The sequence below is a fragment of the Spirochaetota bacterium genome (assembly GCA_038043445.1).
GTDB lineage: Bacteria > Spirochaetota > Brachyspiria > Brachyspirales > JACRPF01 > JBBTBY01.
Genome location: JBBTBY010000048.1, coordinates 1 through 13,013, shown reverse-complemented (window position 1 = coordinate 13,013; position 13,013 = coordinate 1). Strand labels below are relative to the sequence as shown.

The 13,013-nt window shown below is 56.9% G+C and carries 10 protein-coding genes; 7 read left to right on the top strand and 3 right to left on the bottom strand.

Going from position 1 to position 13,013, the window contains the following annotated elements; genetic code table 11:
• On the bottom strand, window positions 1-1,933 hold a 1,933-nt coding region (locus AABZ39_07555; GenBank protein ID MEK6794615.1), incomplete at its 3' end, for a glycoside hydrolase domain-containing protein.
• Window positions 1,934-2,021: 88 nt separating this feature from the next.
• Between AABZ39_07555 and AABZ39_07550 the strand changes: the two genes are divergently transcribed.
• The gene (locus AABZ39_07550; protein ID MEK6794614.1) at window positions 2,022-3,050 is read left to right on the top strand and encodes a substrate-binding domain-containing protein; all 1,029 of its coding nucleotides are present in this window, start codon (window positions 2,022-2,024) and stop codon (window positions 3,048-3,050) included.
• On the opposite strand, the gene AABZ39_07545 is transcribed toward AABZ39_07550, so the two are convergent.
• Both AABZ39_07545 and AABZ39_07540 read right to left on the bottom strand, forming a co-directional pair.
• On the bottom strand, window positions 3,051-4,790 hold the full coding sequence (locus AABZ39_07545) for a methyltransferase domain-containing protein (protein ID MEK6794613.1): 1,740 nt from the start codon (window positions 4,788-4,790) through the stop codon (window positions 3,051-3,053).
• A gap of 51 nt (window positions 4,791-4,841) precedes the next feature.
• Window positions 4,842-6,737, bottom strand: a complete 1,896-nt coding sequence (locus AABZ39_07540) for an adenylate/guanylate cyclase domain-containing protein (GenBank protein MEK6794612.1) — start codon at window positions 6,735-6,737, stop codon at window positions 4,842-4,844.
• Between the two features lie 264 nt (window positions 6,738-7,001).
• Here AABZ39_07540 and AABZ39_07535 point away from each other — a divergent pair, with 264 nt between their 5' ends.
• The 6 genes from AABZ39_07535 to AABZ39_07510 form a co-directional block, all read left to right on the top strand.
• On the top strand, window positions 7,002-7,265 hold the full coding sequence (locus AABZ39_07535; GenBank protein ID MEK6794611.1) for an SLBB domain-containing protein: 264 nt from the start codon (window positions 7,002-7,004) through the stop codon (window positions 7,263-7,265).
• A 13-nt stretch (window positions 7,266-7,278) separates the two neighbouring features.
• A complete protein-coding gene (locus AABZ39_07530) occupies window positions 7,279-8,676 on the top strand; it encodes a hypothetical protein (protein MEK6794610.1) in 1,398 nt (465 codons plus the stop codon).
• A gap of 2 nt (window positions 8,677-8,678) precedes the next feature.
• Complete coding sequence (locus AABZ39_07525) at window positions 8,679-9,893, top strand: hypothetical protein (protein ID MEK6794609.1); 1,215 nt, start codon at window positions 8,679-8,681, stop codon at window positions 9,891-9,893.
• A complete protein-coding gene (locus AABZ39_07520) occupies window positions 9,890-11,512 on the top strand; it encodes a 6-hydroxymethylpterin diphosphokinase MptE-like protein (protein ID MEK6794608.1) in 1,623 nt (540 codons plus the stop codon). Before AABZ39_07525 ends, AABZ39_07520 begins: the two co-directional genes overlap by 4 nt.
• Before the next feature lie 67 nt (window positions 11,513-11,579).
• Complete coding sequence (locus tag AABZ39_07515; GenBank protein ID MEK6794607.1) at window positions 11,580-11,792, top strand: DUF1858 domain-containing protein; 213 nt, start codon at window positions 11,580-11,582, stop codon at window positions 11,790-11,792.
• A gap of 7 nt (window positions 11,793-11,799) precedes the next feature.
• Window positions 11,800-13,013 (top strand): radical SAM protein (locus AABZ39_07510; protein ID MEK6794606.1); only part of this gene is annotated, 1,214 nt, incomplete at its 3' end.

The window sequence follows — 13,013 nt, the reverse complement described above, 5'->3', positions numbered from 1 at the left end:
CCGACTCGGTCCCTTCCCCGACATGCTGCAAACGCGCGACATCGCAGTGGGGCTGACGCGCATATCCGCCGCGCCGATACGGGCGCGAATGCTTGGGGAGCGGACGCGACGGTGGCGCGATGAACATGGCATGATATGCCGCACCCGACGGTATCGTCGTCCGTTTCGTTATCATGCGCACTTCGCACACGCCGCCGCCAGCATCGACCGATACACGAAGCGGCTTTTCGTTCTTGTCGTAGATCCAGTTGCCGTCATGCTCCGGCGACCAGGCGAAGCCTTTCTCTCGGGACGTCAGCCAGAGACAGGTGCCGGATTTCCGGTCATCATACGGGAAGGGGAATTCGATCGAGCCGCTGCCGCTCTGTTTGAGGAGCGGGTCCATGACAAAATCCGCGAATTTCCTGTTCACCGTCCACTGCATGGACATCGATTCCACGGTCGGCGTTCCGTTCACTTCAAAGTCGGTGCGCATGAAGCCGTCAAAATCGATGCGCGTCTTCCAAGTGAGCGAGAAGCCGTTCGCCGTCCCTTTTCCTTTCAAGCCGATGAACGAATTCTTCACGACGCGTTCGGTTATCTCGTACGATACCGCCGCTTTTCCCGCGCTGGTCATGATGACAAGCGCAGGCGCTTTTGCCAGTATCGATTCTCCGCCGGCGATGATACGTGCCGGGAACGGGCCTTTATCGAAATGATACTCCCGGTTCCAGATACGCACCGTGTTCTTGGCATCGATGCTCATCGGCGTCCACGGATCGGGTACGCTGTCTTCACGCCCGATATCATTATTATGCCATGAAGTCTCCGGTCGCACGATCTTCTTCGTCGCACGCTCGGTCTTGCCGTCCGGCGAAGAGACGATAACAGTGAACGCATATTCCCCCGGTTCATCGATGCCGTCTATGATCTTCGTGCTCGTAAGCGTTCCTACCGGCCACTCGCCGGAAAGTGTTTTCCCTTTCGGGGTCTTAATCTCGTACGATGCTTTCGCCTTTGACGCAAGCACTTCTTTCTGGAACGCCGCATCGAGCGGATTCATATCGACTATCGCTTCAAGACGGTCAAGCGGACCGCCGTCATCCACGCCGTTGAGCTGGATATCTATGCTCACAAGCTCCCGTACCGCTGCGCCAGGGGCCACCTTGGCATACTGGTTCTTTATCTCAAGATCGGTGAGCGGCCGCGAGAATATCTTTATGTCATCGATGACGGTCTCTTTACCGGCATCGGTCGACGGCGGCGGCCCCTTCCATATGCTTTCACGCACGCTGATGAACGAGCCGTCCGGCTTCGGTGAGAAATCAGAGGGGGCGAGTGCTTCTGCAGCAAGCGCTTTTGTCGACTGCAGTTCGCCATTGAGGAACATTTTTATCTCTTTCTCATCCCAGGTCACCGCTATCTGGAACCAATCACCCTGTCCGACGGTAAGGAGCGGCGCCGCGGCGAGTTTATACATATTCTTTGCTGCGTACGAGCTGCTCCAGTAGAAAAAAGCACGGGCATCATCGTAGTATTGATAAATGAAGAACTGCACCCAATTCGCGCCGTCCCTAAAGTAGATGTTGATGTACGGTTTATGCCATTTTTCCTTGTCCGATGTCTTCACATCCTTCGGGCTGTAATTCTTCGCCATTACCCAAAACGCTATCGTCCCTTTACGGTGATCGATGTTCTTCACCACATCGTAGCGCAGAAGTTCTTCCACCTCACGGCGGTTGAAAGCGTTCTTCCCGTCGAAACCGGGCACGATGCGGAATTCGAGATTATCCCTGAACGTGGTCGATGCCCCGTCGCCGAGCGATACCTCGGCTGCGGTGGAATTCCTGTCGAATGTGACCGCGAATGTGAGGTCACGGTCGCTGTATTTGCTCTGACCGAACAACGATGTGAGCATGACTATTGCATAAAAACCTGGAATTACTAAGCGCATTGTCGTCGCTCCGTATAGCTATACATTTGACTTATACATGTATATACATTATAATAAGGGCATGATGCTTTGTCAAGGATAATAACCCATGCCGAAGAAACAGAAAAAGGCGCTTTCGCGCGTGATAATAGACTCACTTATCGACAAGGCATCGGTGCACGGTATTTCGGTATCGGAACGGTCTATCATGGAAGAGTTCGCCGTCAGCAGACCTACGGCGAATAAGATTCTCTCTGAGCTTGCGCTCAGGGGCTATGCCTTTCGCGGCAAAGGACGCCCTACCATTATAAAGCCTCGTCAGAACCGGGCATTCACCGCACACTTCCTCCTTCCTGACGCGAACGCTCTTGATCATTACGCGCTCCCTGACAATTATCGTATCAATCTCCGCCTCATGCGCGGCGCCATGCAGGAGGCGCAGAAACACGACTGTGTTCTGAGCTTTACGCTCATCGATCCGAACGACTTCAGCTCCGACCTTGAGCGGCTCCTGCGCATCTCCGAACGGCCGGTGTTCATGCTGTCATCCACGCGGCAATATGCAGCGTTCATCGAGCATTGCCGGGGGATGAACCTCCCGCTCATGCTGTTCACCGGACAGGGACCTGCGGGGCATTGCGTGTATTTCAACGGCGGGGAGGCGATACGCTCGCTCATTCGCTATACCGCAAGCAGCGGCAGGAATGCGTTCCTCATGATCGAACACCGCGACCGCTTCGCCAGCGCTTCGTATAAACGCGAGGCGTTCCTCTCTGCGGCAAAAGACGCCGGTGTCCGCGGTGACGTTATTTCGATCACGTCGCTCGATGAGATACCGGAAAAGTTATCGGCGGCTTTCCGTATCGGAGGATATGACTGCGTGTTCGGGTCGAACGATACGATCGCGATGCTCGCTTCAGATACGATCGCGAAGCTCGGCGCAGCGGCGGGGAAAGAGTATACGCTCATCGGGTATGACAATACACCGGAGGCCAACGCGTATCGCCCGTTATTCAGCACCGTTGATGTCCCGCTCGAAGAGATCGGCGCGCTTCTCGTCAAAGGTGCTGCCGCGGTCGCTGAAGACATGAAATGCGTATATGCCGTGCACGTGGAAGCCCATCCCGTGCTCAGGTGATCACCGTTTCCGGTAATATCCCTCGAACGTATCGCCGAGAGAGAATCTTTCAGCGACGGTCCTGTACATCGATGCCAGGCGATCGTTCTTCGAGAGCATACCGAGCTTCAGAAGCCCCGCCGCACGCGGCCAATGCATGCCGGTGGCTGCAACGTGCTCGCGCACGAAACCCGCTTTCCGCATGAGCATATCCATCCCGTTCGGCGTGAATTCATTCCGATGATCGACGGGTACGCGCGCGGCATACGAGCGGTCCATACGCGCGGAAATACCCGCGGCGTTGGGCATGCCGAACGCGAATATGCCGCTGGGTGAGAGCATGCGGTGCACTGATGACAACATCGACTCAATGCCGTCGATATGCTCGAGGAAATACCATGCAGTGATGACATCGTACGTGCGCGAGGCGGAGAATCGCTCCACGCCGCCGGTATGTACGTCGATGCTGAATTTCTTTTTGGCATATGATGCCGCATATGCGCTCGTTTCAATGCCGGAAACATCATATCCTTCTTCGCGTGCTTCGTAGAGGAAGAACCCGAGCGCGCAGCCGAGGTCGAGAAGTGATCCGGTGGGCCGCAGTTTTTTCATGATGGCTAAACGCCTTCTTGCGAGGAGACGTATCGCGGGGAAATCATCCTCGTAGGTCCGTCCGTATTGTGCGCGATAATCCGTAGTGAAGTAGTCGTCCTCATACTTCATCGCGAGGGGCAGGAAGTATTTCCGCGTAAGGGAACCGCATGCCGTACACCGATACAGATTTGAATTCTCTGAACGTGCGGCAATGTGTGTGAGCGCCGCGCCGCAGGCGGTGCAGCGGGGGTGCACGAGGGCTGCTGTTCCGCGGATAATGCGGGTGATGTGTTCCATCGAACGTTCCGGGACTATCGATTTTTTAGCTTCGGCGATGAGCGCTTTCCGAGCCGCAGGCTTATTGATGAGGTAGAACATCCTGCCGGATATCGCCTCAGATCCCGAACGCATCGAACCGATGTCATAGAACATCGCCCCGCATTCCGCGGCAAGTGTTGCATGATAGTTCGTCGGCGAGAGCAGCATCACCGGGAGCCCGGCGAGCGCAGATTCAAAAGCGGTCAGACCGAAATAGGTTATCACTGCATCAAAGCGTGAGAGCGTGGAAAGATATTTTTCCTTCACCGGGCTCATGGTAACGTTCGGCGGGATTGGTATATTCGAGTCCGTACCGAGCACTATCGTGAAGCGTATCGAAGGGAATCGCGATGCCGCCTTTGCGACGGCCTCGGCGAAGGCGCGGATGGCGCCCGCGTATACGAAAATATGCTCTACCTTCCCGCGCACCTTCGGCGTACGTTCGGCCGATGACAGCACCGTACAGGTAAAGGGGCGTACGTTCACCGCTTTTTTCGAGCGCGAGGGCAGCTGATCGATAACGATGTCGGCGATGCGCGTTTCGCTCCCATTGCTGTCCATGATGATGACCGGCGCCGTTCTCCTGAGCGACCGGATATCCGCTTCAGGCAATTCCCGGCGATCGCATATGATCGCGGCTGCCGATGTGGATGCAAGAATTGAGCGCGAATAGGTCTTGCCGTGACGCCGTTCTATTTCGGTAGAGAGCGGCGTGTTCGGTTCGGCGAGGAATATCGCATCGTATCCTTCCGACTTGAGATGCTTCGCGAGCATGAGCGAGCGCATGAGATGGCCGCTTCCGTAGCGTCCGCCGAATGCAGTATAGATGAAGACCTTGTGTTCCGTCATATGCTCATTGTATCGTATCGAGGCTCGGCCGCAAGTGATAATTCTTCCGCGCTAGGGGAGGAGTCGTACGACGGCTATCGGCGCTGCTTTTCCCTTGACCGTGAGCGGGGGGAGCCGTTTGGTCCTGAATCTCTCTTTCGCCATGTCGAGCGCGGCGGCGGAAACGATTATCTCGCCTGCGGGGGCGTTGGCACACAGCCGTGAGCCGAGATTGACCGTGTCGCCGATGCAGGCGAAGTCCATGCGGAAGCGCGATCCGATGTTACCGACGACGACATCGCCGGCATGCACGCCGATGCCGACATCGAAGGTGGGGAGCTTTTTTCGTCCGCGAACACGGTTCTCTGCCGACATCGCATCGATGATATCGCTTGCGCATTGAAGCGCACGGTCGACGGAATGTTCCCCGCTGAAGTGCGCCATGATCTGATCGCCCACGTAATCGTCGATATCGCCGCGATGTTTCTTGATGATGTTCGACTGCAGTTCGAGATAGAGATTGAGCACTTCGACGACGACCGAGGGATCGTTCTTCTCGGAGAATGACGTGAAGCCGCGTACGTCGGAGAAGAGAAAAGCGAATTGCTTCCGGCCGGTGGTGCCGAGCTCGATATCATCGGATGCGGCCTTGACATGCGCACGCGTCGAGGCGGATACATATTTTTCGAGGTGATACTTTGCTTTCATTTCGCCGAGCATGTAGGTGAACACATCGCGCAGGCGCCCGATCTCGTCGTTCTCACGTATCGGCGCGGGGGAGGACAGATCGCCGCCGGCCACCGAGAGCGCCCATCGTTCGAGCGTTTTGATGTTGCGTATCATGACCGTGAGCATGATGAGAAAGGCGATGGCGCTTACGATGACCATGATGAGCGCGACGCGTATCACGTACTGAAAGCCGCGGTCGATATCGCTCTGCATGATGTCGAAATTGAACATGACGGCGAGCGCGCCGAGCCGGCGTACATCCTCTATCTGCCTGGCGAGCGAACGCATGCGCGCAACGACGACATCCTGCGCCTCTTTCGCCTTGGCGGGCGCATCGTCGCGATACGCCTTCAGTTTTATTTTTTTCTGCGCGAAGAGCCATTCATCGCTCCAGAGCCATCGTTCGCCGCTCTTGATCCGCTTGTCGCGCGATATCATGATGCTGCCGAAGAGCCTGAGAAAAACAAAGTCGATGTCATTCATACGGCTCACCGTATCCGGCTTTTCATCCCGGTTCTTCGCCGGATCGAACGCGGCGCCGAGCGTGGCCCTGTATTTCTGCCAGAGCACAAGATAGATATCGCGCTTCTTCGCACGGTCGGCGTCCTGAAAGCGGTCGTAGTAGCGGGTGAAATCCCCCAGTATATCGACGACATTCCCGCGATGCAGGAGTATCGGCACGCATACCACGCGGTAGCGTGTCTTCTTCTTTGCCCGCTTGTCCCGTTCGGCGAAGTCGAATGTCTTAAGCTCCTCGTCCCGTGCGGCCAGCGTTGCTGCGATAGAGGGGGGCGGGGTGCGCAGGGAATAATCGCCCCCGTCGGTGCTGTATCGCATCAGACCCTTATCGTCCGCGAGCATCACTTTGACGATATCGCTGTTGTATCGTTTGAAGTTCAGCGCGTCGTCCTTCATTGTATTGTATTTCAGCGTGCGCTCTTCATCGCTTATCGTCACTACGCGGTCGAGATAGAATTCAGCGCTTTCGCCGAGTATGCGGGTAAGCGTCATCGCTTTCGCCGCTTTTTCGGCTGCAAGCCGTTCTCGCTGATTGAAATAGAGGAGGGCGGTGAGCACCGTAATGATCACAAAGGCGATGAGACATAGCAGTGCGAGGAATCGCACTCGAAGGCCGAAATAGACGGTCCGTATGCCGCGGTGTCCCGCGGACGGTATCCCGAAAAGGCGGCGCACTCGTGCAACGGCCGAACCGACGATGCTGGGGATGAATCGTTCCAATGGTTTTCCCTTGTTACTGTTGTGGCGGACAGTATATTTCCATACCTCTTTGCCGTCAAGTAGCGCTTGCGCATGCCTGTGCACGTGTGCATTTCTTTGGAATATCCTTGAGAAAATCAAGGGAAATCCCTTGTGAATACGGCACTTGTCTTGACACGTGCCCCCTGAACAGATATAATGATTTCAAGGAATTTGAGCTAGGAGACGATAATTAAGAGAGAGCTCTTCTGGGTATTCGTTGCCGGTGCACTTATAGCCGGTGCGGTGCTCACGGTATGTGCGGGGGCATGGACCGCATCCGTCGAAAAAGAGATGGTAACGATATCGATAGCAGGTGCGGTTGCGGCACCGGGACCGTATCGGGTACCGAAGAACACTCCATGGCGCGAGGTCTTCGCCCAATGCGGCGGGGTCACGGCGGACGGGATGCTGCCTCGCGACTTCGATCTGAACGCTCCTGTCACGGCGGATCGCACGGTAAGGATAGCCCGCCGTACGGCGCGCGCGTACGACGCATATGAACGGTAACGCAAGGACGGATATGGCTGAAGAGAAAGAAGGATTTTTCACCGCTTCCGATGACAACGAGGACATATCGCTGTCGGAAAGTGAATTGGCGAACATACTCGGCGATACCGTCGCGACCGATGACCTGTCACCCGCTCCCGCCCCGATGGACGGTGCCGATATCTCCGCCCCCTCGATCGATGATATCGAATCATCGACGGCTGTTCCGCTTGCCGACGACGGTCCGGCTATGCCCGCCATTACCGAAGCGAATGAGGAACGCGGGCTTGACGCCGTTGAAGAATCGAGCGACGATGAAAAGCTTACCATCGATGATGCCGCGATCGACCTTGATAATCTTCCCGATGCGAGCGATATAGCCCTCGATATCGGTACTGATGATGCGCTCCCGTCCTTGACCGAGCCGGCGGCGGAAGGCGCCAAAGAAGGCGGATTTTTCGCCGAGACCGAGGATGAGACGATATCTCTATCAGACGGCGAGCTCGAGAACATACTTGCCGATGTAGAGGACGTGAGCGATGTGCCGACCGCAAGCACGGCCGTTGAGCTCCCCGAAGTACCGTCGATGGAAGCGCCAGCCCCGGTGGAGCGTAAAGGGCGTGCGGCAGCGAGCGATGATATTTTTTCCATGGATGCCGGCGATGAGATAATCGCGCTTTCCGGCGACGAGCTCAATGAGATACTGAGCGATGAAGAAGCCCGCCGCGAGCGCGAGGATGCCGTCCGCGAGCGCCCCGCGCAGCGCGATCCCGAAGTGGTCGACCTCAGCAGCGAAATCGATGAATCAGCGATACAGAACGATATAGACGAACTTTCGCGCAAGATGGACTCCGCACCGGACTTGCCGCCGATGATCGATGATACGCCCGCTCCCGCACCCGCACCCGCGCGCAAAGCGCCGAAGGATAATTTCGCCGCCGATCTTTCAGCACCGCTCGATGATTCCGATATCGCGAAACTGCAGAAGGAAGCGCAGAGCTCGTCGAACGTGCTTGAGTCGATGAATTTCGAGAACGAGATAATGAAGGAGAGCGGCGTGGATGCGCCCGCCTTCGAACAGCCGATAGCCGATACGCTGCCGATACCCCCGGAAGAACTGCCGACATTGTCCGCGGAACCGGAAGACGCGCCCGTCGCAGCCAAGCGGGGGAAGCCGGATTTCGACGGCACCATATCGGAAGCGGACCTTACCGGCGCATTGAAGCGTTTCGCCGACGAGTCCGGACTTACGCCGCAGACGAAACAGAAGGGGTCATCTGCCGTGAGCGTACCGACCGGTGAGGGCTTGAAGGAACTCTTGTCCTATTTTGATGAGCTTCTCGCCAATCTGCCTGAAGAGAAGATAAAGCGTTTCGCCGAATCGAGATATTACGATCTCTATACATCGCTCCTGAAAAAGCACGGGATCTGACGATGGGCCTGCGCGATAAAGCCGAGGTATATCTCTCCGAACGACGCGAGACCATGCTCGCAGAACTTGCCGCACGTGATTATCATGAGCCGTTCTCGTACGATGAGTGGCTCATTACCGCATTGCTTCGCGATCTCGCGGGCAGGAAGAACGCCTATGAGCGGACGCTTGCTGCGTACCGCGATCTTTCTCTGGCGTTCACGAAGGACCATATTTCATCCAAGGACGCGGAACGCGCGCTCCTCGCGTTCGTACGCTCCGCGCTCAATGTCCCGTACGCCATCTGCTATCGCTCGAAAAAGAACGAACTTGCCGCGGACGATGTATCGCGCGCTCAAGCGAAGGAACAGGCGATCCCCGCCGCACTCCCGGTGGCGCTCCTTTCCGCCGCCATCGGGGGGACATGCGTGCCGGTGAGGTCGCTCACCGCGGATAAGCGCATCGCCGATTCACTTTCCGAGGATGATCGCAAGACGATAGATGATTCGTATGCCACACCGGTGACCGGTATTTCACCTGCGGGAATGCTGCTCACGGGCCCGAAGCCCGAGAAGGAACAGTATACCGATGAGGATTGTGTGCGGCTTGCGTATGCCGCAAGGATCATCGCGTTCTTCGACGAGGGCTCGGGTGTCGCGGAAGACCGCGGCAGACATGATGACGCGTTCGAGGCCGTGCTTCTTGCCGGCCATGCCGGGAAGGATGCATTGACGAAAGCGACCGTGCAGGCGCTTCGTTCCATCGGCATTACACAGTCGGTATATCTTGTCCGTTCCAGTACGGGGAAGCTTTCGCCGGCATCCAAGGGCGATTTCCCGAAGGGATTCCAGCTGAAAGCATTCAAGGATTTCCGTACCGTCGATCCGTCGCATACTGCCATATTGCCGTTCACGTACGGCGAAAAGCCGGCGAAGAAAGGCGGGGCGAGTGCGGTGCCCGGCAAGGTGTTCTGGTTCGTACCGATAAGCAGGAAGAACCGCCTTGTCGCAGCCATACTCGTGTTCTCATTTAAAGGTATATCCGATACGCTGCCCGCAAGCGTAAGCAAAAGCCTTTTGCGCCTGCAGCGCTACCTGTCGGCTGCCGTCGTTCCGGCAAAGCGTTCGAGCCGGAAGAAGTCATCCGTGCCGAAAGAGAAGAAGGAACGGCCCGCGCGTCCGGCAAAACCAGAGAAGGCCCGTATACTCCCCTCCGACAGAATTTCACCGGCACAATGAAAGCGCTCGAGGAGAACCTTACGCTCCTCGCAGGTGATGCCCGCAATCGCACATCGATCCCTGCCATTCGAGATGCCGTTCACGACCCCGACGTCACTGTTTCATCTATCAGCACGGTGTCCGTGTCATATCGCGGTCAGCCGCTCGTGTCGAGGTATGATCCAGTGCGTGAGTCGCGCGCGTTCATCGATGCTGCCGTGAGCGGCCGGGGATATATCGCATCCGCGGTATTCATCGGCGCAGGCGGCATGTATCACATCGAGGAGTATGCTGCGCGATATCCGCATCATCGGTTCATCATCATCGAGAAGAACGCCTCGCTTCTGCGAGAGCTTTTCTCTGCACGGATCATGCCGTTCCTTTCCCGCGCCGTTGTTATTGCCGGCGCATCAGCCGCCGATGCCGCTCGCACCGTCGATGCGGACATCGCCGATTACCGTATCGATGTGACCGCGTTCATAACGCATCCGCGGAGCATGCACACCGCCCCGGAATACTATCGAGAGCTCGAGACGCTGATCGCAACGCTCACAAAACGCAAGCTCATGTCGATGACGACGTACTATTACTTTGCATCTCGCTGGGCCATGAACACCGCCTGTAATACACGGCAGCGCAGCGCCCGTACGTTATCCGCACTTCGAGGCATGCTCCGTGGAAAGCGGCCGGCGCTCATTGTCGGCGGAGGGCCTACCGTCGATGAGAGAGCGGCGGATGTCCGTGCACTCGCGTCTTCATGCTCGGTAATAGCGGTCGCAACTGCTGCAGCACCGCTCATGAAACACGGTATACGCCCGGACCTTGTCATCACTACCGACGGCGGTTTTTATTCATCGCTCCATCTCACGGTACTTCGCGGCACCGATATCCCTGTCATCGCGGCGCTGAGCGCCTACGGCATACCGCTTCGGTCGATGCATGAGCTCTATTTCTTTTCGCAGGGTTCTGTCATCGAGCGTACCATCGCCCCGGATATGTTCGAGCTGCCGATGTCCGGCAGTGTCATCGTCGATGCGCTCTCGATAGCGTGTTTTCTGGACCCGTCAGCCCTCTATATCGCTGCTGCCGATTTCGGATACCCTGACGAGCGTACGCACAGCGCATTCGGTGCGTCGTACGCAGTGGACACGGCATTGTCCGGGAAGCTTACGCCGCTCACGGCATGCAATGAGAAACGTGCGGGCGAAGCCATCGCGGGTCATGACCATCGCGGGGGACTGCTTCGTACAAGCGCTATCCTTGCCGCATATCGTGATGCGTTCGCGTCCTCACTTTCCGCTGTCGCTGTGCCCGTGTATGCCGTCACGCCTCGTTCGGCGAATCTTCCGATATCGGTGTGGAACGGAGCGACGCCGCCGGCAGAGCGTGCCATTCCCGTACGGGCACCGGCGGCGACCCATGACACAGGCGCCCTCATCGCACGGCTCGCCGCGCTTTTGGATCCCTGCGGGAAGAACGATGCCGATGCGCTTGTTACGGATGACATCGCCTGGGAGATAGCGCCGTTCTATATCAAGCGATATCTCAAAGATATGACCGAAGCGAACGGTACGCGGCTTTTCCATGAAGTGTCGACCGTCGTGAGGGGGATGCTCCGGGTGCTGGATCGACATGACTGATGCGCTGTCTTGACATTTATCTGCAGATTATTATACTCAACATCATTCACAACGATATGAGGAATTCATGATAACGAAAACAATGACCATCGGCGATGCGGTGAAGACGTTCCCCGATTCCGCCAAGATAATGATGTCGTATGGCCTCCATTGCATCGGCTGCCATGTGGCGACATGGGAGACCATCGAGGAAGGCTGCCGCGGTCACGGCTTGAGCGACGAGGACATTGAGAAGATGGTCGCCGAAATAAACGAAGCGATGGCGAAAGCGAAAAAATAGCCGCGCGATGAAGGCGGTCCGTTGCGCTCCGACCCCGGCAAAACGCCGTGATGCGGTCGTTGTCCCGATAATAATCTGCGGCGATCGCCGTTCAACAGCTGACAATCTCGGCTGGCAGTCGGTATTATCCTGTTTTGACAGTTCCGATCGTATCATGGTCGAGCCGCTTTTCTTTGAGAATGACTCTTTGGTAACGGCCAACGGCGATACCGCACCGCGATTCGATACTGCTTTGGTGTCCATCAGTTCTGAAACATCGCTCTTGCAGCTTGCATCGATACGATCACTGCTCCCCGATGTAAAACTCTACGGCGGAGGCTTTGCCTATGCATCAGCAGCGGCATTCGCTGATGCGCTTCTCGACGGCGGCTTCGCCGGTGAATTCGACCGCTTTGATGTGTCAGTGTATGAGCGTGCTGCTGCACAGCTTGCGGAGCACGAGCGGCCATCGATATTTCACTCGCCCCCGGCACCGACGATCGATCGCATGGCGCATTCGATATATATGCTCCCCGAGTCGGTGTTCCCTGATACCTATCTGCTTGAGGTCAATCGCGGCTGCCCGTTCTCCTGCCGTTTCTGCGAAGTGCCGCGCATGCGCACGGAGCGGTATCTCCCTATGGATGAGATACTCCTGCATGCGGCATCGATACGTACTGAGAAAAACCGCATAGGCCTCATGGGCACGGCGCTCGCATCGCACCCCGATTTCCCGCGTATTATCTCCCGCCTCGTCGATGCAGGCCGGCAATTATCGTTCTCATCGTTCCGGGCGGAACTTCTTGATGAGGAAAGTATTTCTGTTATCGCTCGCTCCGGTTCCGTGACGATAACGATCGCACCGGAGGCGGGGAGCGAGCGCATGAAAAGCGCCGTCGGCAAGCGGATATCCGCCGCAGTGCTCAGGAGTACCGTGCTTACGGGTGTACGACACGGTATCCGGCGTTTCAAATTCTATTACATCATCGGTATTCCCGGCGAGGATGACAGCGATGTGCTCGCGATCGCTGACGAGCTTGCCTCGGTGGTCGAAGCGGCGAAAGAGGGCGCGCGTGAGAGGAAATGGATGCCGATGATATCGGCGAGCGTGAACCCCTATATCGTAAAGAAGGGGAATGCGAGCGGCAACGAGCGATTCATCGATCTGAAGACCTGGGAACGGCGCAAACGGCTGCTCTCGAATGCGCTCCGAAAAAAGGGCGGCATCTCATTGCACTGCAA

Bases quoted from the DNA above. Each gene is read 5' to 3' on its own strand.
- AABZ39_07525 (MEK6794609.1), top strand. From the start codon at position 8,679: ATGGGCCTGCGCGATAAAGCCGAGGTATATCTCTCCGAACGACGCGAG.
- AABZ39_07545 (MEK6794613.1), bottom strand. From the start codon at position 4,790: ATGACGGAACACAAGGTCTTCATCTATACTGCATTCGGCGGACGCTAC.
- AABZ39_07520 (MEK6794608.1), top strand. From the start codon at position 9,890: ATGAAAGCGCTCGAGGAGAACCTTACGCTCCTCGCAGGTGATGCCCGC.
- AABZ39_07530 (MEK6794610.1), top strand. From the start codon at position 7,279: ATGGCTGAAGAGAAAGAAGGATTTTTCACCGCTTCCGATGACAACGAG.
- AABZ39_07550 (MEK6794614.1), top strand. From the start codon at position 2,022: ATGCCGAAGAAACAGAAAAAGGCGCTTTCGCGCGTGATAATAGACTCA.
- AABZ39_07515 (MEK6794607.1), top strand. From the start codon at position 11,580: ATGATAACGAAAACAATGACCATCGGCGATGCGGTGAAGACGTTCCCC.